Consider the following 22,997-nt stretch of genomic DNA (forward strand, 5'->3'; position numbering starts at 1 on the left):
ATACACAGCTCAGTTTAGCCATCGCCCGCGAAATTCAAGACCGTCTTGGGGAAGGTGCAGCACTGGGCAATTTGGGAATCGCTTATGGCGCTCTGGGCGAATATACCAAAGCCATTGAGTATGCACAGCTCAGTTTAGCCATCGCCCGCGAAATTCAAGACCGCAGTGGAGAGGGTCGCGCTCTCAACAACCTCGGATTGGCCCTCTTGAAAGCTGGCAACCCAACAGAAGCTGAAAAAATGCTGATTGATGGGATTCAAGTTTGGGAATCGATGCGGCAAATGCTCGGCTCCAACGACGCGAATCAAGTCTCCATCTTTGAAGGACAAGCTAGCACTTATCGGACTTTACAACAAGTCCGAGTGGCTCAGAATAACCCGATCGCCGCCTTAGAAATTGCCGAACGGGGGACGTGCTCGTGCCTTTGTCGATCTCCTGACACAGCGCTTATCAACTGGTGATGCCAATCCGGTTATAGCCACTCCTCCCAGCCAGGAGCAAATCCGCCAAATCGCCAAAGCACAGAACGCCACTTTGGTGCAGTATTCCATCATCTACGATGACTTCCAGATTCAGGGAAAAAGAGAATGGCGTGAATCCGCGCTCTACATTTGGGTGATTCAACCCACGGGCGAAATCGCGTTTCGCCAAGTTGACCTCAAACCCCTTTGGCAAAAACACAACGCCTCTCTAGCCAGCTCGATCGTTGGCAATCAAGAATTCCTGGCTGTCCGCAGTCGCAGCAGTTTTGGCTCCACCCAACCCCAACCCAACTTACCGACGCTGCATCAACTACTGATCGAGCCCATTGCCAGCCTCTTACCCAAAGATCCCGATGCCCGCGTCATTTTCATTCCCCAACGTTCCCTGTTCCAGGTACCCTTCCCCGCCCTGCAAGATGCCAACGGCACTTACTTAATCCAGAAACACACGATTCTCACCGCCCCCTCGATTCAAGTATTGGATTTGACTCGACAGCAACGGCAGAAGTTAGTACAGAAGCCAACCAACGGTCGCGGCAGCGATCTAGTCTTGGGCAATCCCACCATGCCGAGCGTGTCTCTGTCTCCGGGAGAGCCCAAACAGCAATTGTCTCCTCTACCTGGGGCCGAAGCCGAAGCTATAGCGATCGCGCCTCTGCTCAATACCCAAGCCATTACGGGCGCACAAGGGACAAAAGCTGCGATCGTTCAAAAAATGCCCCAGGCATCGATTATTCACTTAGCAACGCATGGATTGCTGGATGATGTGCGCGGATTGAGAAGTGCGATCGCTATGGCTCCTTCTGGTAGCGATGACGGCTTATTGACCGCAGAAGAGATTTTCGACATGAAACTGCAAGCAAACTTAGTCGTTTTGAGTGCTTGCAACACCGGAGAAGGCAGGATTACCGGGGATGGCGTGATTGGTTTGTCGCGCGCTTTGATTTCGGCAGGAGTGCCGAGTGTGATTGTTTCTTTATGGGCGGTTCCCGATGCGCCGACATCCGAATTGATGCAGTCGTTTTATCAAAACTTGCAAAATAATCCCGACAAAGCACAGGCATTGCGGCAAGCAATGTTAACTACGATGAAAACCCATCCTGGGCCGCGAAATTGGGCGGCATTTATTTTAATTGGGGAATCAGAGTAAGGACGATCGCGACAAGCAGATTACAGAGTACGATCGGGGATACTGCCCCTAACGCGAAACTGGCGGCGGTGGCAAAATTTCAGCCTCTTTTACTATTTCTGCTTCTTTCAAAACAGGCTCTAAAACCGGATCGGGAATCGGCACTTCCTCTACTACCTGATGCTTTTCTAAAGTTAAGCGAGACTGCGACCCACCAGATAATCTTTTTAGCAATTTCGGTGTTGGATCGTGCAGCAAATAAATAATTCGATCGCCCGCTTCCCAAATTTGGGCCGCAGACACTACTTGCAAGTATCCCTGTCTTTCCACTAGCAACGGCGCTAATTCCCCGCCTTGCACCAAAGCTTCCAAGTGAGCAATCTGAAACTTCAATCCCTCACTTCTTAACTCGGTTTCTCCCAATTTTACTTCGCTGTTGTTCAAATATTCATTCCAATCCTTCAGCGGCAAATCGGAGACAAAAGCTTGATTGATTTTATTCTGATTTGCGGGCATATTTGCCTGCGGATCTTTGGGAAACATTGCCAAAACCCTCGGCGGTGCAAATTCCTCGGCTGCTCGTTGAGCTAACACTAAGTTTACTTCACCGTTGTTAGTCATTGCCAAAAAAGTTCCCATCGAATCAAGTCCAGCTTCTTCTAAAATGCTGTGATCCAGAGCACTGCTTAAAAACACTCGCAAACCTGCTTTTTCTGCTTGTTCGCAAGCTTCCGGGTCAGTGTCGATAATGGCGACAGATTCTCCGCGTTCTTGAAACAAGCGAGCAATTAATCTGCTCAAAGGATTTGACCCCACAATCACGGCACCGGTAGCTGATTTTAAGGTGATGTCCAAAATTTTAGCGATCGGGCCTGCAGTCAATCCCTGTAAAAAAACTGTGATAATGATTGTGAGGAAAACTAAGGCTTTAATTGAGTCGCCGCCGGTGACTCCTCGCTGGGTGAGCACAATTGCAAATAAAGAGGCGATTGAAGCTGAAATAATTCCCCTCGGCGCTACCCAACAAGCAAATAATTTTTGCCTCCAGTTTAGCCCGCTGTTGATCGTGCAAACCCAAATATTAATCGGCCTCACTATCCACATTAAAGCTAAAACTGTAAACACACTCCCCCAACCGAGGGCGACCACACTAGCGAGGGATAAATCAGCCGCCAGCAGCACGAACAGTACGGATATAGAGAGGACTGTTAGCTGACCTTTAAACCTCCTCAGTAGCCGTTCTTCGGGGACTGAAGCGGCTCTGAGCACTATGCCCGAGAGTACCGCTGCCATTAGTCCCGATTCGCTGCGGAGTTCTTCTGCTAAGCCGAATAATCCCCACAAACCGGCTAAAACTACTAAATTTTTGAGGTCTTCTGACAGGAATTTCGCTCGCTTGAGAATGAGTCCCAGCAGCCAACCTCCGGTAACTCCGATGACTGTGCCAATACCCAGCCGCACGATTAAATCTCTGAACAAAATCAGCAAGTCGGTATTGCCGTTTAAAACCACGTTCAATACCAATACTGCCAGAATTGCCCCAACGGGATCGACTAAAACACCTTCGCCTTCTAGCAAGGCGGCGACTTTTTTGTCAACGGATACTTGTTTGAGCAAAGGGCCGATGACTGTCGGGCCTGTGACGACTACTAGAGAAGCATACAGAAAGGCGATCGGCCAGGGAAATTCTCCCAGCCAGTGCGCGGCCATTCCGCCGCCAATTAGCGTAATCAAAGTGCCGAAAGTAACTAAATTGCGGATGCTTCCAGAAACTTTGCCTAAGTCTCGCAATTCTAAATTCAAGCCGCCTTCAAACAGAATTAAGGCTACGCAAAGGGATACCATAACTTCCAAGCCGTTGCCCAACAGACTGGGATGCAGGATTCCCAAGCAATCGGGGCCTGCTAAAATGCCGAACAGCAGCAAAAATACGATCGCCGGAACTTTCAGATAAGCGGCTAGAACTTGAGCGCTGATGCCACAGGTGACGGTCATGACCATCAACAGGGTGATGTTAAAGGGGGTTTCCATAGATATGATTTTTACAGGCTGCCCGCTTAGTTTTAAATGTTCGATCGCGGGTAATTGGAGTGCAGGCGCTATTTTCGGCGCAGCTTACAAACTCGGCACGGCCCTGGATTTTTCCCAATAAGATTAAAAAACCTTGATAGTCGCTATAACTTTATCAGATAATTCTCTTGGCGTCAAAGATGGGAGTAAGCTGTAGCTAAGCGAGAGATTGTCTGTTATGTTCGAGAGTCAGATGGGGATGCGGGCACAGAGGGAGACGATTTGACGAATTTTGATGGGGAGTCAATCTCAAATCTCAAATAGCAAGATTTGCCAGCTTTTCCATTATAGAGCCTTTCAACCCCAGATTCATGTGTGGAGTCAATCTCCAATTAAAAAGCTCACATCTCAAATCGATCGCCCCCAGACTCATCTTTAGAGGTAGCATCTCACTTTTTCAGCCAAGCTAGAAATTGGAGGCAGGAGGCAGGAGGCAGAAGGAAAGAGGCAGAAGGAAGGAGGAAGAAGGAAGGAGGAAGAAGAAGAAGAAGAAGTGTTTTTCCAAATATGAGATGCTCCCTCTTTAGAGTAGATTTGCCATCTAAAATCAATCTCAAATCGCAAGATTCATCTGTAGAGTCAATCTAAGATCTAAAATCTATTATAATCGATTGGCATTCTGCCACCTGCGAAAAAAATCCGATAGAATGGTCGGCGAAATTCGCCCTTCCAGCCAATCTAAAGCCTGGTTTTGCTGGGGTGCGGCTCGATAAAATTTGCACGCATCTATCAGTCGAATCGGAGAATTGGTGACAGTAGATTGAGAGCGCCACTTTTGGGCAAACTCGGCAATAATAGCCGGAGAAATTTGTTTTTGCAGCCAATCTAAAGCTTGGTCTTGTTGTGCTAAACCGCGATAAAATTTGCCCACATCTATCAATCGCAAATTACTATCTTGAGGTAAAGCAGTTGCCCGCCATTTTTGAGCAAATTCCCCTAAAACAGAGGTAGAAACCTGACTTTGCAGCCAAATTAAGGCTGTATCTTGGCTAGCGCTAGCTTGATAAGACGAGAATACCTGAGTCAGTCGCACGTCTGATATGGGAGTGGGAGTCGGAGTGGGAGTCGGCTGCGGGACTGGTGTCGGGGTTGGAGGGGGGACAACTACTTTGGGAGATTTTCGCATCAAAGCGGCCCAGGTTTTGAGGCTGCCAATGCCGTCTGGATTGAGACCTTGAGATTTCTGAAACGAGATGAGCGCCGCTGTGGTATTGGCTCCAAATTTACCATCCATCGCGCCTTGATAGAAACCTTTAATTCTTAATTCCCTCTGGATGTCTGCAACTTTATAACTTACGGCGCCTTCTCGGACGCTTTCAAAAATATTGGTGTCTACATTGCCCGAGACGCCGGAAACTTTGCCGGTGTCGCTGTACTGCCAAAAACTCCAAGTTTTCCAGCCGCCGGGAACCCAAGGTTCCTCAGCACTGGTATAGTGAGCAATCCACAGTGGGTAATCGGCAAACCGTTTTGTCCCCAAGTTGTCCCAGAAACCGGGGTAAGTGTAGATAATCGGCCGCATTAAGGTGGCTTTTTCGACTGCTTCTAGCCAAATTGCGGCTCGATCGCAAAATTGATCCACAGTCAAACCGCCTGTAGTTTCCAAATCCAAGACTGGCGGCAAATCCCCCGGTTCGAGTTTTACAGTTTTCAAGAACAAATCTATTTGTCCTTGAACGCTGCTTGCAGGTTGAAAAAAGTGGTAAGCACCGCGTTGAATCCCCGCCGCTTTCATCGCCGCCCAATTGCGAGCGAAAGTTTGGGCAACGAACGTTGCACCCTCGGTCGATTTGACAAAAGCAAAGGCAATACCATCCCGGGCAACTGCTGGCCAATTGACATTGGGCTGGTAGTCGGAAACATCTATACCGCGAATGCTCATATTACGAAGAGTTGAGAAAAGCTGGTTTGGTCTGAAGCAGCGACTCGATTAAGGGTACATTAAATTGTAATGCTAAGTCGCTAATTGTTTTTTTTCAGGGAAGATTGTGCAAATGAACTTCGATCGAATAGATCCCGGCCCAGGTGAAGAGTCTGTTTGGGATTACCCACGTCCCCCTCGCCTTGAGGAATCGACCAAACACCTACAGATAATTTTTAATGGAGTGACGATCGCCGACACGCGCCGCCCTCAGCGGGTATTGGAGACCAGTCACCCTCCTGCCTACTATATCTGCCCCGATGACATCAAAATGGAATATTTGCACAAAACTTTACGGGGTTCTTGGTGCGAGTGGAAGGGACAAGCCGGTTATTACACTGTGATGGTAGAGTCCAAAGAAGTAGTAAATGCGGCTTGGTTTTATCCCAATCCTAATCAGGTTTTTGCAGCTATTAAAGATTATGTGGCTTTTTATCCGAGCAAGATGGATGCCTGTTATGTGGACGGGGAATTAGTGCAATCTCAACCAGGGGATTTTTACGGCGGCTGGATTACCAAAGATATTGTCGGCCCGTTTAAGGGAGGGCCAGAAACTTGGGGTTGGTGAGAGAATTGTGAAATTGCTTCGTTTTTCACAACGATTCGCGGTTTTGGCTTTTGAGTTGAGGACTGGCACAGAAACCGCGTTTTTTACTCCAAAGAATTGGTTGAAAGCCGGAACCCTGGTAGGGATAAATTAAAATCAGACTATTCATTACTCCAATCCTCTTCCTTCTTTTGTCAAGTGCTGTCAACTGTCAACTGTCAACTGAATGAAGCACAACTTTATTATAGCCTTAGGGAGGCGAAGAGTTTGTGGTAATTTTGCCCCGGATTTCACCTGAAAGAGCTTTGTGGATTGCCGAAAAAATTCGAGTCTGGGTGAAAAAACTAAAAGTCGAACATATTAATTCGGCGGTGTCTTCTTATGTTACACTGAGTTTGGGAGTAGCGAGTACGGTTCCTCGACAGCAGACTTCAAAAAAAGATTTGATTGCCGCAGCAGACCGTGCGCTTTATCAAGCTAAAGACCGAGGGCGCGATCGAGTAATTTTAGATTTTAGATTTTAGATTGGAAAAAGTGATCCACGGATTTATCCGTGGGCTTGTTTAATCGTTTCGATCACAGATTGTCTGGCAAGTCGCCGATCGACCTGCCGATGCTAGCCAGCAATTTCTCCAAAGCTTTCATCTGCTTGACGGTGAACGTGGGTACGTTCTTCCCCAACTCCCAACGACTGATGGTTTGCGACGAAACGCCAAGCTCTCGCGCCAAATCTTCCTGACTCATGCCCAGTTCTTCCCTGAGCTTCTTCAAATGCGACTCTTCATCTTCAGGTCGCGGAACGGGCTTTTTCGGCATATCCTCGATCGCACATTTTTCCTATAAAATGCTTAAACATCTTGACTAAACAATAAATTGATTAGACAATTTTGGAAAGGAGCATGAATCGATTATGCCTTACCACCAGCGTCTAAATTCCTAGGTTATTGTTCGCCTGCTTCCCAATTGACAATAAAAGCGTCGTGGGTCGGTTCCGCAGTTGGTCGGATTTGGACAAGTATTTAGCTTGAAGGTTTGCAATACGGCGTATAAAATTTTATCGGGCGATCGTCCCCTTTCTACAAAGACTCGCACCAAGCACGTTCTGCCGTCCAATGTCTGTCTGAAGATTCATAAATCCTCAACCCATCCAAGCCGGCATTTTGGATCATCTCCTCAACTTCATCCAGCGTAAATGCTGCTTGCAACGAATCGCTGAATAACTGTTTTTGATGCGAGTTGCAATCTCCCGCATACAGCTTGACTAAATTATCCCTGATTTCCGCTTTTTCCGGCCGCAGTAAATCCCGCAAAAAAATTGCTCCCTGCGGCTTCAACACCCGCTTGACTTCCTGCAAAAACGGCAGCGGATCGGGCAAATGGTGGATAATGCTGTTGGAAATCACCATGTCAAAATAACTGTCTGGATACGGCATGGCTTTAGCATCGATCAGTTCAAGCTTAATTTGCGATCGCACGCCCGCCTTTTCCACATTTTCTGCCCCGACTTTCAGCATATTTGCCGACAAATCAATGCAAGTCAATTTCCATGCTGGCCGGAGTTGACAAAGGGCGATCGGAATTCTCGCCGTACCCGTCCCCGCATCCAAAACGTTTCCAAAAACCGGCCCCAACACCGCAGCACTCTGAGCAAAAGCAGCATTAACCTCAGCAAAATCCATCGAATCGTATTCGATCGCCTCTGCCAAGGAATCCATCACTTCCGGTTCCAAAACTCGCTGCATAAAATTTATCTCGTTCTCTGGCATTTCCAGATGCAGGCTGAGTTTCGCCTGCAAAAGCTCGACTAACTCCGGTTCCATATACTCGTAATTGTCCGGTATTTGCAGACAAATAACTTTCTTGCCTTCGAGACTTTCGGGAAATTTGCTGCGAAGTCGATCGCCATGCCTCTTCTCCATCACAAATATCAAATCCGCCCAGCCCAGCAAACCTTCGCTGACTCTAATTCTTGCACCTTTTTCCGTTCCAGCCGATCGCACGCTGTAGCCGCTAACTTTCTCGCATATCTTCTCGGCAGTCAAACTCCTCCATTTATTCTGGCTGCACACAAACAATATTTTGGTTTTATCCATCAGACACAAGTACAAAATTCTATGTTAATTGTGGCACGGGCGTCCCGCCTGTGCTTCCGAAGCGGTTAAAATTTTCCTTCTAAATTTCCCCCCGATCGCACCTTACATACCACAAATACTGTACTTTGTCAAATTTGGCAAAATTTGCGTTACAATTCTTAAACCAGAAAATGCGGACTTTGCATAAATAATTGTACTTATTACATTTGAAGAGTTTGCTAATTTTATGAATTAAGTAGGTTTCAGCGTCAAAAAGTGAAATTAGTCATAATGCCCCTGGATTGTGAAAATCGTACCACAAGCCTCAAAGCAAGTAAATAGGTAAAATAATTGAGAATGAAGTCAATAATTTTGGTCGTCTTTAGATTTTCTTAACAATTGAGGGGTCACAATAGATCGAACATTTAAAACTAAATCGACTTTTAGATTGTTTTTGCTTATAAAACAAGCTGGAGTTGCCCCGAAGACCGATCGACCCTCAAGATATAGATACAGATGCTTGATCGCACAATGGTATCCAACCAAACTCGATCGAACTCTGCTAGAATCAGTAAAACGAAGTCGTTATGAGTTTAAGTAAATAGCTATGACCAACGAAACCGTAGAAAACCTAGTAATTATCGGCTCAGGCCCTGCAGGCTACACAGCAGCAATCTACGCAGGTCGGGCAAATCTGAAACCCATAGTCTTTGAAGGCTACCAAGCGGGAGGCGTCCCCGGCGGTCAACTGATGACCACCACAGAAGTCGAAAACTTTCCCGGTTTTCCTGAAGGCATCACCGGGCCACAGCTCATGGATCGGATGAAAGCTCAATCAGTGCGCTGGGGTGCCGAATTATACACAGAAGATGTAATTTCGGTGGATTTGAGCCAGCGGCCGTTTACCGTGCGATCGGAAGACAGAGAAATCAAAACCCACACGATAGTAATTGCTACAGGCGCGACCGCAAAAAGGCTGGGGCTGCCTAGCGAACACGTATTTTGGAGTCACGGCATTTCTGCCTGTGCGATTTGCGACGGCGCTACCCCAATTTTTAAAGGAGTAGATTTAGCTGTCATCGGCGCGGGCGACACCGCAGCGGAAGAATCTATTTATTTGACAAAATACGGCTCTCACGTACATATGCTGGTGCGGCGCGATCAAATGCGCGCCAGCAAAGCCATGCAAGACCGAGTGCTGAGCAATCCCAAAATTACCGTGCACTGGAACACCGAAGCAGTGGATATCTTGGGCGAACCGGGCGGGAAAATGGACGGGGTGAGAATTAGAAATATTGAGACCGGCGCCGAGAGCGATTTGTTGGTGAAAGGATTGTTTTACGCGATCGGTCACACTCCCAACACTCAACTTTTCCAAGGTCAGTTAGAACTCGACGAAGTAGGCTATATCGTTACCAAACACGGTTCGGTAGAAACCAGCGTTGAGGGAGTTTACGCCGTCGGCGACGTGCAAGACCACGAGTTTCGCCAAGCTATCACCGCGGCCGGTAGCGGCTGTATGGGGGCGATGCTGGCAGAACGTTGGCTGTCAGTCAACGGTTTAGCTCAGGAATTCCATCAAACCGAGGAATCCGAGCAACCCACAGCAGCGCCGGAAGCTCAAAAAGTTCGCAAAACCAGTGAGAACTTTGATATCACAGACACGCGCCACGAAGGAGGTTATGCTTTGCGGAAGTTGTTCCACGATAGCGATCGACTGATTGTGGTCAAATATGCCTCTCCGAGTTGTGGGCCTTGCCACAGCCTCAAGCCGATTTTGAGCAAAGTAGTAGATGAGTTCGAGGGCAAAATCCACTACGTGGAAATTGACATCGAAGAAGATCCAGAAATTGCTGAAAATGCGGGCGTTATTGGTACGCCGACGATTCAGTATTTCAAAGACAAAGATTTGGTAGCTGATCTCAAAGGAGTTAAGCCGAAAAGCCAGTACCGCGAGTTAATTGCCAGTAATTTGTAGGAATGCAAATTAGCGAAGACTTTTTAACCGCAGATATCAGTGGATGAACACGGATGAACGCTGATGTAATCTGATCTGCGTGTATCTGCGTTCATCTGCGGTTAAAAAGTCTTCCTATGGTTTTCGGTAAATATTGATATGCTGATGAAAACGAATCTGACGCAACAACTATCAATTATGGCTCAAAGCCGCCTCCGACTGCCGCGATTTCTCAACAGTGCCTCACCCTCAAGCCTGTCCATGAAAATGATGTGGGCAGGTTTGACAATAACTGCCGTGTTTATATTGGTAGCCACCTTGTCTCCAGCTATGCAAGCTTGGGGATGGCTGCAAAATCCTACCGAGGCTTTGATTAACCCCATCCACGAACCGCCGTCGGCGAATTATTGGTTTGGTACTAGCCGCAGCGGCTACGATGTGTTTTCCCGCACGCTGTTTGCTTCTCGGGCTGCTTGGCAAGTGGTAATTTTAGCCACTGCTTTGAGTTTGTTTATCGGTGTGCCGCTGGGTTTGGTTAGCGGTTATTTGGGCGGTAAGCTCGATCGAGTGTTGTTATTTTTAATGGATACAATTTATACTTTGCCGGGGCTGCTACTTTCTTTGACGCTAGCGTTTGTAGTGGGAAAAGGAGTTTTGAATGCTGCGATCGCCCTGAGCATTTCCTACATCCCTCAATACTACCGCGTAGTCAGGAATCACACCGTCAGCGTCAAAACCGAATTGTTTGTCGAAGCCGCCCGAGCAATGGGTGCTAACACTTGGACAGTGCTTTCGCGCTACCTGTTTCTGAATGTGATTCAGAGCGTACCGGTGCTGTTTGCGCTCAACGCGGCCGATGCAATTTTAACATTAGGAGGTTTGGGATTTCTCGGATTAGGACTTCCCGAAGCAACTCCCGAATGGGGACACGACTTGCGTTTAGCTTTAGATGCGCTACCTACTGGTATTTGGTGGACGGCTTTGTTTCCCGGTTTGGCGATGACTTTAATGGTGGTGGGACTGTCTTTGGTGGGAGAAGGATTGAATGAGTTTGTTAATCCTAAACTGCGGAATCAGTAATCATTTTTCTGTAGCACAATCTCAAAAAACCAAACACCCAGATTCCGGACTTCTTTGAGAAGTCGGGAATCTAACGAAAAAGCGTTTTAGGTTTAATGAAAACGACCTAGTTATCCAAGAAATACCCAGTATAGTTAAGGAGGTGAAATTATGAAAAATGTTCCACGTATAGAATATCTCAAAGTTCAAAATTACCGAGCTTTATATAATCTAAAACTTAAAAACATTACCCCTTTAACTGTCCTTTTAGGGCCTAATGGTAGCGGAAAATCAACTATTTTTGATGTTTTCGCTTTCCTGTCCGAATGTTTCACAGAAAGCCTCAGAAAAGCATGGGATAGACGAGGCAGATTTCGAGAATTACGCACCAGAGATAGTACAGGCTGTATCATCATTGAATTAAAATATCGAGAGACATCAAAATCACCGTTAATCACCTATCATCTTGCCATAGATGAAGAAAATAATCGTCCTTTTATCGCTGAAGAATGGTTAAAGTGGAGACGAGGAGGTCAAGGTAAACCTTTTCGCTTTTTAGATTTCAAAAAAGGCGAAGGACAAGTCATTAGTGGCGCAACTCCTGATGAAGAAGGCGAAAGGATCACCGAACAACTAGCATCATCTGAATTATTAGCCGTAAATACATTAGGACAATTTGCCAAACATCCTCGCGTCAGCGCATTAAGACGCTTTATTACAGGTTGGTATTTATCCTATTTAACCGCAGATAATACCCGCAGCCTTCCCGAAGCAGGTGCACAGGAAAGATTGTCCCCCACTGGTGACAATTTACCTAATGTTATCCAATACCTCAAAGAACAACATCCCCAACGGTTAGAAGAAATACTAAAAACTCTTTCTGCTCGTATTCCACGCCTCGAAAAAGTCGAGGCTCTTGTCATGCAGGATGGCCGACTTTTGTTGGAAATTAAAGATGCTCCTTTTTTTTATCCCATTTTGGCAAAATATGCCTCCGATGGTACGTTAAAACTCTTAGCTTATTTGACAGTTTTATTCGATCCAAATCCCCCGCAATTAGTGGGAATAGAAGAACAAAAAAATCATTTGCATCCGCAATTATTACCTCAGCTTGCCGAAGAATGTCGTTCGGCTTCTGCTAATACTCAATTAATGATAACAACCCATTCTCCCTTTTTTGTAGATAGTTTAAAACCCGAGTAATTATGGGTATTATATAGAGATGAAAAAGGTTTTACTCAAGCCAAAAGAACCGCAGATATGCAGGGAATTAAACAATTTATAGAAAACGGTTCCTTACTCGGTTCGCTGTGGATGGAAGATTTCTTTGATGTTGGAAATCCCCTCAAAAATGCGGGTGCACCGCAATGATTTTAACTGGAAAATTAAGAGTAGGTGAGCATTTTGCATCTTGAGTTTTTAGTGGAAGAAGCCTCCCTAGAATCAGCTTTGAGCCAGCTTTTGCCCAAAATTTTGCCATCGGCTGTTACCTTTAAAATTCATGCTTTTCGAGGAAAAACAGATTTACTGGCTAAATTGCCTAACCGTTTGAAAGGTTATCAAGCATGGCTTCCGCCTGATTAGAAAATTGTTATTTTAATAGATGAAGATCGAGAAGATTGTCTCAAATTAAAACAACAACTAGAAATAATGGCAATAAGCTGTTCCACATTTAAACTGCATTATTTGTGGTCTATACCATACTGTAAGGGGTTCAGGCAAGAAATTTAAATGACTAACAGCTTATCATCAGGATTAATTACTAAATCTTCCTGTCAAAAAGATAAATCATTCCAAGTCTTAAATCGAATTGTGGTAGAAGAATTAGAAGCATGGTTTTTTGGAGACGTTCAAGCAATTCGCCAAGCTTATCCTAAAGTCTCTGCCAATTTAGCTAATCAACAACCGTATCGCGACCCCGATGCTATTAAAGGGGGTACATGGGAGGCTTTGGAAAGAGTCCTGAAAAAAGCTGGATATCATCCGGGAGGACTAGAAAAATATAAAGCCTCTAGCGAAATTTCTAAATATATGAATCCTCAATTAAATCGCTCTACAAGTTTCCAAGTTTTTTATCGAGGTTTATTAGACTGCATCAATAATAAACAGGTCTAATAAACCTTCTCTGGGTTGTCCATACAGACAAGGAGCGGCAATTTATCCTGATAACGACATCCCTAACGGTCAAGCCAGATGATTTAAACTACAGTAGGGATCAAGCCCGGATATGGGCTTTCCGAGGACGCTCTGTAAATAATAACAAAACTTTCACCGATCGCATCAGCGTCCTACCCCTCCACATCTTTAAGTACCCGGGAGTTTATGCCTTCTCTAACCATAGCAAGCACATCGCTAACTGGGCAAATTTTTCTTCCCTGGCGCAGTTATCATCTGCCGGCAGTTACATCAACATCCGCTGGGGATTTTTTTGCGTCTGCTTGAAATTATCAAGACAATTCGGGAATGCTACCTAAAATTGATTGAGGGGCTTTATGGAATCTTCACACTGTCACGATATATTTAAAGGAATCGTGAAGTTATACTTCCGAGAGATGGCGAATTGTATTGTTTGTGAGAAAAAAGTGCGATCGCGCAAGTGCGAACCGAAAGCCAAAAAATTTTAGAGAAGTTGGCAGCCGAGAGTTGCGCGGCGGGTTAACTCTCAGTAGAATTTATCCTGGTGGTTTTTGCCACTGACGCGACAAACTCGTGTCGAACTGCTTAAATAAGAATGTGACGTTAAGAACTTAATGTGATTTAACGTGAAAATTAAACCCAATTTCTGAGATTTGAGCTAACTTAACAATGAAAGCCCCTGTTGCACTACTCAACCCGCAACGCTTCATTGGGGGTCAGAGTCGGTCTCTAATCCAGAGTTGCCGACTTCAAACTAAAGCTACGAGCTTTATTCAATCGCAGATTGCGTATGATTCAATTCAGGGAAACAGGGTAATGATGGGTGTATCTACACGGATTGTATTGGTCCCAATTTGGGCAAATCAAAAATTGTCTGCTAACTGTCTGGCCAACTACGCCGCAGCCGTTCACCCAGATATACGCAGAAAACAGCGCCGTTCGATCGTGCCAAAGTTTTTGCGGGCCGTTCTCAGGATTTAGCAGAGTCAGACATGAGTTAGTATTGTCAAGCTAAGCTGACAGAGTTTTCCTAGTTCTTGACAAACAATGGAAAACAACTTCCATTTTTTGTGAGAAAGGCTACAATCGGAAAGGTCTTTGCAAGATCCGATTCTCCCGGTTTGGTGCTTCAACCCTCTGCTGTTGCATTTGAGACAGCAGACTAGCATCCAAGGTGGCGAAAATTTGCCGTGCAACTGTCATGTCTGACAACCAGAGTGAAAGCAAGGCGAATCAAAAGTTCGACACCTCCAATACAAAAGTTAGAGGGTTCCGTGCCGGAAAACTTGTACGGGTAAAAGCTCGAAGTACCGAGTAAAAAAGCCAGTATTTTTGGAAGTGCGATCGCTCGCACTTCATGGTTTGCTTCTGTGGGCAAGGTATTGCAGATGATGTGGTAACTCGCTCCGAAAGAAAAAGCCGCCAGCTCAATTTAAGGTCGCGATCTTAAAATTTGCGATCAATGGAATGCGCTGCCTGCTTCAAACCAGAACTCGAACCGTGACTCATAAAACAGGTGCAGTTTCGGTAGCAAATTCAGCTAGCAGACCGAAAATCCCACTATTTTTTCATGCGGGAATGTCAATACTGGCTAACTTGTCTAAACTACAAACAGACGACACTATTCCACTGTTATTTATTCTTTAATTCAGGAGCATGAGGAAGACGGCATGATCCAGGCTAACACCGTACTCGAAACCACAATTACACCGGAAATGGAAACAATCGAGTTGCTTCGCAGCGCCGAAAGCGTTCTACCTGAGAGCGAGTTAGAACTCTTTATCGACGAAGAAGACGATAATCGAGAAGAATTCTTAGACTCTCAATCTGAGGAAGACCCTAAATCTGCCAAAGGCGCCAAAGCCCGCCGTCGGGCACAGGCAAAGAAAAAGCATTATACTGAAGACTCTATTCGTCTTTACCTGCAAGAAATCGGTCGGATTCGACTGCTGCGAGCTGACGAAGAGATTGAACTAGCGCGCAAGATAGCAGATTTGCTGGAATTAGAGCGAGTTCGAGAACAACTGCTCGAAGAGTATAACCGCGAACCCAAAGACAGCGAATGGGCTAATGCTTTAGATATGGCACTTCCTGCATTCCGTCACCGACTCCACGTCGGCCGTCGGGCCAAGGAAAAAATGGTGCAATCAAACCTGCGTTTGGTGGTGTCGATCGCCAAAAAATACATGAATCGCGGTTTGTCTTTCCAAGATTTGATTCAGGAAGGCTCTTTGGGTCTGATCCGAGCCGCCGAAAAATTCGATCACGAAAAAGGCTACAAGTTTTCTACCTACGCAACTTGGTGGATACGTCAAGCCATCACCCGGGCAATCGCCGACCAATCCCGCACTATCCGCCTGCCTGTTCACCTTTACGAAACCATTTCGCGGATCAAGAAAACTACCAAACTCCTGTCTCAGGAAATGGGTCGCAAGCCTACGGAAGAAGAAATTGCTACCCGCATGGAGATGACGATCGAGAAGTTGCGTTTCATTGCTAAGTCCGCACAGTTGCCCATCTCTCTAGAAACTCCGATCGGCAAAGAGGAAGACTCACGTCTGGGAGATTTTATTGAATCAGACGGGGAAACACCAGAAGATCAAGTCTCGAAAAACTTGCTCAGGGAAGACTTGGAAAGCGTTTTGGATACTCTCAGCCCCCGAGAACGGGATGTACTGCGGCTGCGTTACGGCTTAGATGACGGACGGATGAAGACCTTGGAGGAAATTGGTCAAATCTTTAACGTCACTCGTGAGCGGATTCGCCAAATCGAGGCTAAAGCCCTGCGGAAGTTGCGCCATCCCAACCGCAACAGCATCTTAAAAGAATATATCCGCTAGAGTAATTTGCTAGCATCACCCAAAAGAGTGATTCGCACTCTTTTTTTTGGGGGGGGAGACCCCCCGCCCCGGTTTGGGCTATAGCTGTTAAATTTTGTGCTGCTAACTGCCCGGAGCAAGTGGCTATTTGCTGCCCAAATCGCGCTGGCAAAATTTAGGGAGTCCGTTACGGAACTCCCAAGCTTTGCAGTGTCACAAAATTCTTAACTAGAAAATTACATCAGGCCCCAAAAGTGAAGCAGGCCTTGACCGGAAACCAATTCGATGATGACAGCCGCAGAGAAACCAATCATCGCCAAACGACCGTTCCAATTTTCCGCTCCTTCGCTGAAGCCCCAGTTCCAAGCGTTGCGTTTTTGTTCTTGCATAGTGCGAACTCCTTTCGTTAACTTGTGTAAGGCTTATGTAAATAAATATAACATTCCTTGATAAAAATGCAAGCTTGTGATTAGTGATATCGGTCACAACGGTCGATCCAACTTGATGATTTTGCCTAACGAGGAAAAATAGCCAACTCGGTATCAGGGTCGAACAAGTGAATTTTGTCATGGGCGATGGCCAGCCAAAGCTCATCGCCAACACGGATCGATCGCTCAGGAGGAACCCGCACCTGCATCCGCACCGCCGGAGCATCCGTCAAACAAACCCCCAAATAAGTTTCGTGTCCCACAGCCTCTACAATTTCTACTTGTACCGAAAGATTTTTGGTAGCCGGAGGGTTAATGCTCAGATGTTCCGGCCGAATGCCCAAAATTAGCCCTCGCCCATCATATTGTTGTAGACTTTTTGCCCAAATATCCGGTAAAGTAAAGCGAAATTGCGGGTGAGAAATCAACAACGGGGCGCTAAATTCCACCAACAGGAAATTCATCGGCGGAGAACCGATAAACTCAGCAACAAACAGATTAGCCGGCTTGTTGTAAAGCTCTAGAGGTTGAGCTACTTGCTGAAGCTGTCCTGCATTCATAATCGCAATGCGATCGCCCATAGTCATCGCCTCAGTCTGGTCGTGAGTCACATAAATAGTCGTAGTTCTCAACTGTCGCTGCAACTGCACAATTTGCGATCGAGTTTCCGCCCTCAATTTCGCATCCAGATTCGATAACGGTTCGTCCATCAAAAAAACTTCAGGATTCCTAGCCATCGCCCTACCCAAAGCTACCCGCTGCTTTTGCCCTCCCGAAAGTTGTTTCGGCAAGCGATTTAAAAGAGATGCTATTTGCAATAATTCAGCTACCTCTCGCACTCGTTTTCCTACAGCCTTTTCCCGTTCCGACAAATAGCGTAAACCCGGAGGTAACTTGCGAGTCGCTCCTCCTAAAAAGTCTTCAAACAAAGGATAAATTAGATGATTTTTAAAAGAATTAGAAGCTAAATAATTAATAACCTCTTCTAGCTTCTTCCTGATTTTTTCTCCGTTCTGGATTTGTCCTTCTTCTTCTTCTTGTATCTTCCCCCTTATCCCTTCTATTTTATCCCTTCTTCCTTCTTCCTTCTTCCTTCTTCCTTCTTCCTTCTTCCTTCTTCCTTCTTCTTTCTCCCTTTCCGACCGGCGCAATCCAAAGGCGAGATTATCGTAAACTGTTAAGTGAGGATAGAGAGCATAATTTTGAAATACCATAGCGATATCTCGGTCTTTAGGAGGCAAATCGTTAACCAGCCGATCGCCAACCCAAATATTGCCGGCTGTCAAAACTTCCAAACCGGCGATCGATCGCAGCAAAGTGCTTTTTCCGCAGCCAGAAGGCCCCACCAACACCATGAATTCCCCGTCTTCGACCGTTAGGTTAATGCGCCGCAAAACGCTGTTAGACGAAGGGCGATCGGCTAGAGGCGAGACACTTTCTGCGACGGTGTTTGCTTCTTTTTCCTGTTCTCCTTGGCGGAGCGGAAAACTTTTGTAGATATTTTCTAATACAACTTGCGCCATTAAACAATTTTAGATTTTAGATTTTAGATTGGGCATGGGGTATGGGGCATGGGGCATTGGTAATTGGGGTATTCAAGGAAGGAGGAAGTTCGGCAACGAGCAGTATACGGGATTTAAATGATTTAACGGATGGATGTTGAATTCAGAAGTCAGAGGTCAGAAATCAGATTAATGCCCTGTTTGGTCAATGCCCAATGCCCAATGCCCAATGCCCAATGCCCAATGCCCAATGCCCAATGCCCAATGCCCAATGCCCAATGACTATTGACTGCTGATAACTTTGATGATTTTTTCACCTGGATTGAGGTCAAAAACTCGATCGCCCGCAGCATCTTTCCCCCAAAAAGCTATAGCATCAATAGCCGATCGCAGCAGGCGGCCAGAATTAGTAAAAAGTTTGACATCCGTACCCGGAACAGCCTGCAGCAAGGCAACCAAAGCATCTTTAGGCTCTGCGAAGCGAAAAGCTTGAGTGCCAATTTCGCCGCGATTAGTAAGTCTGACAGAACCTGCAGGCATTCGTTTTGCCCAACCCAACTCAGAAATTAGCACCAGACTGTCTTCCGGGTCGAGAGTGATGCAACCCACCAACTGTTCTTGCTTCCGCAACCTGGTTACTTGAGATCCCTGGGCGCTGCGGCCCATTGGCGGCAGTTGTTCGTCATCGATCTCAAACCGGAGGACTCGGCCTCCTGAAGTCGCGATTACCACTTGCTCGCCGACTTTGCTCAGACTGGCGCTGCGGAGCCGATCGTCCTCCTTGAGTTTAACAACAGTAACGCCGCGATTAGTCAAATCAGCAAATTCCTGCATCGGCAAACGTTTAATTTTTCCTTGCTGAGTCAGAGTTACTAAATCCACTCCCTCCGAATTTTCCGGCAAAATAAAGTGTGCGATAGTGATTTCCGACAAAGCGCGATCCGTACTGTCTTTAGTTGCACTCGGGGATAACAAACCGACAATCGGCTTTCCTCGGTCTTTTGGATTGCTGCTAGGAATATCAGCCACTTTCAGCGGGTAAGCTTTGCCGTTAGGAGTTAAGACAACCAAAGTGCGATCGGTTTTAGTCAGCTCTGCAGTCACAATAAAATCTTCATTTTTTTCTAAAGCTGAAACCGATTTTTCGCGACTTTTCGAGCGCGGGCGATCGTTAGCCGGCAAGCGCCGCACGTACTGCTTGTGCGAAAATTCAACAATTGTTTCTTCAGGCTCTAGAACCGGCAATAAGTTAGGCTGAATCGTTGCCGGCGACAACTGCTTGAGTCCAGAATTTTTCTTACCAGAAAATTGTGTGTCGGTCTTTGCTGCGCGTCCTGTTTCCCTAGCAAATTTAGTGCGGCGGGGGTCAGCGTACTTGCGTTTGAGCGATCGCAATTCCTTCTTCAAAGCCTTCAAAAGTTCGCGCCTGTCGCTCAACAACCGCTGCAATTCTTGAATATTCCCTGTCAACTCATCCAGCTCAGCTTGCAAATGTTGCCTTTCCAAACCAGTCAGCCGGCGCATCGGCATCGCCAAAATCGCATCAGATTGACTTTCGCTCAAATTGAGGCGAACTTGCAAAGTTTGCTTAGCAGTAGTACCGTCAGGAGAATTTCTGAGAATGTCGATCGTAGTATCGAGATTTGTCAAAGCCAACATTAAGCCTTGGACAATATGACAGCGGCGTTCTGCAGCTTGCAACTCGTAATTGTAGCGGCGGGTAAGAGTCACTTCCCGGAAATCCAGAAATTCCTGCAACAATTGTCTGAGCGTCAACTGTCGGGGTTGACCGTTGACAATTGCCAGCAAAATCGCGCCAAAATTTGTTTGCAGGTCAGTTTGTTGGTAAAGGCGAGCCAGAACCGCTTCTGGGGTAAATTCCCGCTTGAGTTCAATCACAACTCGAATGCCATCGCGATCGCTCTCATCACGCAAATCAGAAATACCGTCGAGGCGGCCAGCATTGACCAACTCCGCCACCTTTTCAATCCAAGCCGCCTTATTTACCTGAAACGGAAACTCCGTCACCACGATCGCCGTTTTAGTCCGCACCTTGCGATTACCTGGCACCTCTTCCACCCCAGCCACACCCCTGACCGCAATGCTGCCTCGACCCTTAGTGTAGGCATCAACAATGCCCTCTGTAGCGACGATTTCCCCTCCGGTTGGAAAATCCGGGCCCGGAATCAGTTCTATCAACTTCTCGTCGGATACTTCCGGGTTTTCAATCAAAGCAATTAAACCGTCTACCACCTCCCCCAAATTGTGCGGCGGGATATTAGTTGCCATCCCCACAGCAATGCCAGTACAGCCGTTGAGTAACAGAAACGGCAACTGAGCAGGCAGCGCAGTCGGTTCCTGCTGCGAACTGTCAAAGTTATCAGTAAAATCAACAGTTGCATCGCCGACTTGGGTTAGCATGGCTTCGTGGGCGATCGGTGCCAGCCTAGTTTCCGTGTAGCGCATCGCAGCAGCCGGGTCATTGTCCACCGAACCGAAATTGCCGTGACCAGCCAGCAAAGGATAGCGGCTCGAAAACTCCTGAACCATCCGCACCAGAGCGTCGTAAACCGATTGGTCGCCGTGGGGGTGATATTTTCCCAAAACATCTCCAACTACCCGGGCGCACTTACGGTAAGGTCGGTCTGGCGTCAGACCGAGTTCGTGCATCGCATATAAAATTCGACGGTGAACTGGTTTTAAACCGTCGCGGACATCAGGCAAAGCTCGCCCGACGATCACACTCATGGCATATTCGAGGTACGATTGCTGCATCTCGGCGTGCAGAGGCGTAGAAATTACTTGCCCGGAAAGTAGGTTGAGTTGTTTAGCCATGAGTCCTTGTGTCCGTTAATTCCTGAGTGAAAACAGCCTCTGTCAATAATGCCGAGGTTCCCTGTCTCGATTGAAAAGCCTTTGCCGCAGGCGAACCGAAAGTTCGACCCAACCGCCCATTTGAAGAATAAAAATAAACTTAACTTGTGAAAGCAGAATCAGAGTCCCGAAGACGGGCAACACTTGCCTCTTACTCTCCACTCTTACCCTAACCTCTATGTTGCCGACCTTTGCGCCTACCTGTCTATTTACCTTCTGCCGTGAGAAGGTTGATTCACAGGAGAACACGGAATGCCAGAAACTCAGAACGTAGTGAGGCTGTAGCTCTTCCTAGGAAAGCGTCACGAGGGACTTGAGCCCCCGTCAATCTATGATAGAATTTAATTGCAATTAGGAATAACCATCTACACGAAGAAATATTTTATTCAGGAGAAACCCCGGATTGATCTAGTCTCAGTACAGCCTTAGCGTGGATCAAGCAGCAATGGTTGACGATCGAGCTTACCGTATTTTGGCAAGCGTGATGGACTCCGAAAGTATTAAAAAAGAAAAGTAAGCCCAATTGGAATACCTCTGCTACTGGTACTTGTTCTAATCGTGTAGAGGCGACTGGACTATGAGTGAAGTCCAAGTTTTGGGCTTATTCAACCATAGAGCGTAGCCGTGACTCGCTGAGAGTGTCAAAAATGCCGATATTGATGAATTGCATCGGTCAAAAGCTCTCCTGGCGATATCTCCGAGTCTGGCCTCCGCTTGATGAAAGAAAGCGTCGATATTTTAAGCCGTTTTGATGGGTTAAAACTGAGAATTAGGAATCTCCAACAATCCCCGCTGGATTCGCTACTCCGAATGCTGTGGCGACGGGAGTATGTGAATAAACATGGCTTGATTCTAATGAGGAGGAAGGAAAATAATTATCACACATTCCCGATTCTAATACCATTTCAAAAAATAATGTAACTGTAGGCCCGTGCTCGAAACTGATATTCAGTCAATCAGTTCCGATCTAAAATCTAAAATCTAAAATCTAAAATGGTAGAAGCCGGAGGCTTGACCGAAAGAGAGGATACTATAAGTCCAGGACGCACGGGTAGTCAGAAACCGGGTGTTTTTCATAGCAATAGTTCATTATAGCCCGCCTAAACGAGCAAAAACCCGGTTGCGAGGCGTCGTCCATGCGTCCTGGATTGTACTAGAAACCTGCTACCTGAGAATCTTGAGACTCTCACCAGTGCCAGGTCTAGTTATAAAAAAGAACTAAACTGTCTGTGTGTAGTAGTCTAAATGATGGTACTGGATGCTTCTAGGCATCTGTAAACCCTCTCACAGCTAGTGGCTCAAGGATATACATACGGGTTTTGCAGGGTTCCCGGCTGATGGCGCTAAAAACTCTGCATTTTTGACGGGGAATGTAGTCCCCGTGTCATGTTCCTCTTTGGACTAAAGTCACAAAGTTTCTATACTTCCCATATTTATTTATGAAAACCGTTCTGATTGTAGAGGACGATTTGGTTAATGCTCGGGTTTTTTCCAAAATTCTGACTAAGCGGGGGGGCTTAGCCGTGAAGCACACGGAAAATGTTGAAGAGGTGATGCAGATTGCTGCCAACGGCGAAGCTGATTTGATTTTAATGGATGTGTCTCTTTCGCGCAGCGTGTACCAGGGCAAATCTGTTGACGGCATTAAGATTACTCAACTGCTCAAAGCTGACCCGCAAACGGCATCGCTGCCGATTATTTTGGTGACTGCTCACGCGATGGCTGGTGATAAAGAAACATTTCTGGATCAAAGCGGTGCCGACGGTTACATCTCTAAACCTGTGGTAGACCATCAAGAGTTTGTTAATCAAATCAAGGCATTGCTGCCTGATTGAGTGAACCATATATGCAGAAGGAATAAGAAGGAAGAAGGAAAAAGGAAGCAGGAAGAAAGAATTGTTTGTTTGAACCAACAAACAATTAAAACTCTAGAATTACAAAGTTTGCTTAAACTCTGAATCTTCCTTCTTCCTTCTTCCTTTGAATGTCCCGATTACACAA

At 46.3% G+C, this 22,997-nt stretch carries 17 protein-coding genes and 1 pseudogene; 11 read left to right on the plus strand and 7 right to left on the minus strand.

Annotated elements, in window-relative coordinates; translation table 11 throughout:
* On the plus strand, positions 1-461 hold a 461-nt coding region (locus QUA58_RS11725), incomplete at its 5' end, for a tetratricopeptide repeat protein (protein ID WP_333394172.1).
* Positions 397-1,632 carry a CHAT domain-containing protein gene (locus tag QUA58_RS11730; RefSeq protein WP_333394174.1) on the plus strand — a complete coding sequence of 412 codons (1,236 nt, stop codon included), beginning with the start codon at positions 397-399 and terminating at the stop codon, positions 1,630-1,632. The genes QUA58_RS11725 and QUA58_RS11730, both read left to right, overlap by 65 nt.
* 48 nt (positions 1,633-1,680) lie before the next feature.
* Here QUA58_RS11730 and QUA58_RS11735 read toward each other — a convergent pair whose 3' ends face one another.
* Together QUA58_RS11735 and QUA58_RS11740 are read right to left on the minus strand one after the other, a co-directional pair.
* Positions 1,681-3,642 carry a cation:proton antiporter domain-containing protein gene (locus tag QUA58_RS11735; RefSeq protein ID WP_333394175.1) on the minus strand — a complete coding sequence of 654 codons (1,962 nt, stop codon included), beginning with the start codon at positions 3,640-3,642 and terminating at the stop codon, positions 1,681-1,683.
* Positions 3,643-4,282: 640 nt separating this feature from the next.
* Positions 4,283-5,563: a GH25 family lysozyme gene (locus QUA58_RS11740; RefSeq protein WP_333249653.1), complete on the minus strand. Its 1,281-nt coding sequence runs from the start codon at positions 5,561-5,563 to the stop codon at positions 4,283-4,285.
* 112 nt (positions 5,564-5,675) lie between these two features.
* Here QUA58_RS11740 and QUA58_RS11745 point away from each other — a divergent pair, with 112 nt between their 5' ends.
* Both QUA58_RS11745 and QUA58_RS11750 read left to right on the plus strand, forming a co-directional pair.
* Positions 5,676-6,170: a DUF427 domain-containing protein gene (locus QUA58_RS11745; RefSeq protein WP_333249651.1), complete on the plus strand. Its 495-nt coding sequence runs from the start codon at positions 5,676-5,678 to the stop codon at positions 6,168-6,170.
* Between the two features lie 245 nt (positions 6,171-6,415).
* Positions 6,416-6,673, plus strand: a pseudogene (locus tag QUA58_RS11750) (diguanylate cyclase domain-containing protein); the annotation flags it as partial.
* A 52-nt stretch (positions 6,674-6,725) separates the two neighbouring features.
* Here QUA58_RS11750 and QUA58_RS11755 read toward each other — a convergent pair.
* Entirely contained in the window at positions 6,726-6,965 is a 240-nt protein-coding gene (locus QUA58_RS11755) for a helix-turn-helix transcriptional regulator (protein WP_333249647.1), read from the minus strand.
* 260 nt (positions 6,966-7,225) lie between these two features.
* Positions 7,226-8,242: a methyltransferase domain-containing protein gene (locus QUA58_RS11760; protein WP_333394177.1), complete on the minus strand. Its 1,017-nt coding sequence runs from the start codon at positions 8,240-8,242 to the stop codon at positions 7,226-7,228.
* 586 nt (positions 8,243-8,828) lie between these two features.
* Between QUA58_RS11760 and trxB the strand changes: the two genes are divergently transcribed.
* From trxB to rpoD, 6 genes are all read left to right on the plus strand, one after another.
* Entirely contained in the window at positions 8,829-10,199 is a 1,371-nt protein-coding gene (gene trxB / locus QUA58_RS11765; protein WP_333394178.1) for a thioredoxin-disulfide reductase, read from the plus strand.
* Between the two features lie 177 nt (positions 10,200-10,376).
* The gene (locus QUA58_RS11770; RefSeq protein ID WP_333249864.1) at positions 10,377-11,258 is read left to right on the plus strand and encodes an ABC transporter permease; all 882 of its coding nucleotides are present in this window, start codon (positions 10,377-10,379) and stop codon (positions 11,256-11,258) included.
* A 150-nt stretch (positions 11,259-11,408) separates the two neighbouring features.
* Positions 11,409-12,440 carry an AAA family ATPase gene (locus QUA58_RS11775; RefSeq protein ID WP_333394179.1) on the plus strand — a complete coding sequence of 344 codons (1,032 nt, stop codon included), beginning with the start codon at positions 11,409-11,411 and terminating at the stop codon, positions 12,438-12,440.
* Positions 12,441-12,632: 192 nt separating this feature from the next.
* Positions 12,633-12,821, plus strand: coding sequence for a hypothetical protein (locus QUA58_RS11780; RefSeq protein ID WP_333394181.1), 189 nt, complete (start codon positions 12,633-12,635; stop codon positions 12,819-12,821).
* A 147-nt stretch (positions 12,822-12,968) separates the two neighbouring features.
* The gene (locus QUA58_RS11785) at positions 12,969-13,352 is read left to right on the plus strand and encodes a DUF4276 family protein (protein WP_333394182.1); all 384 of its coding nucleotides are present in this window, start codon (positions 12,969-12,971) and stop codon (positions 13,350-13,352) included.
* Between the two features lie 1,691 nt (positions 13,353-15,043).
* Entirely contained in the window at positions 15,044-16,213 is a 1,170-nt protein-coding gene (gene rpoD / locus QUA58_RS11790; RefSeq protein WP_333249634.1) for an RNA polymerase sigma factor RpoD, read from the plus strand.
* 215 nt (positions 16,214-16,428) lie between these two features.
* Here the strand turns inward: rpoD and QUA58_RS11795 are convergent, their stop codons facing one another.
* The 3 genes from QUA58_RS11795 to gyrA form a co-directional block, all read right to left on the minus strand.
* On the minus strand, positions 16,429-16,581 hold the full coding sequence (locus QUA58_RS11795) for a chlorophyll A-B binding protein (RefSeq protein WP_172186457.1): 153 nt from the start codon (positions 16,579-16,581) through the stop codon (positions 16,429-16,431).
* A 125-nt stretch (positions 16,582-16,706) separates the two neighbouring features.
* Positions 16,707-18,143: an ATP-binding cassette domain-containing protein gene (locus tag QUA58_RS11800; RefSeq protein WP_333394183.1), complete on the minus strand. Its 1,437-nt coding sequence runs from the start codon at positions 18,141-18,143 to the stop codon at positions 16,707-16,709.
* Positions 18,144-18,404: 261 nt separating this feature from the next.
* Complete coding sequence (gene gyrA / locus QUA58_RS11805; protein ID WP_333394184.1) at positions 18,405-20,957, minus strand: DNA topoisomerase (ATP-hydrolyzing) subunit A; 2,553 nt, start codon at positions 20,955-20,957, stop codon at positions 18,405-18,407.
* Between the two features lie 1,478 nt (positions 20,958-22,435).
* On the opposite strand from gyrA, the gene QUA58_RS11810 reads away from it, so the two are divergent.
* Positions 22,436-22,831, plus strand: coding sequence for a response regulator (locus tag QUA58_RS11810; RefSeq protein ID WP_006632892.1), 396 nt, complete (start codon positions 22,436-22,438; stop codon positions 22,829-22,831).
* Positions 22,832-22,997: the final 166 nt, after the last annotated feature.

This window comes from Microcoleus sp. N9_A1, assembly GCF_036701795.1.
In the GTDB taxonomy this organism is placed as follows: Bacteria; Cyanobacteriota; Cyanobacteriia; order Cyanobacteriales; family Microcoleaceae; genus Microcoleus.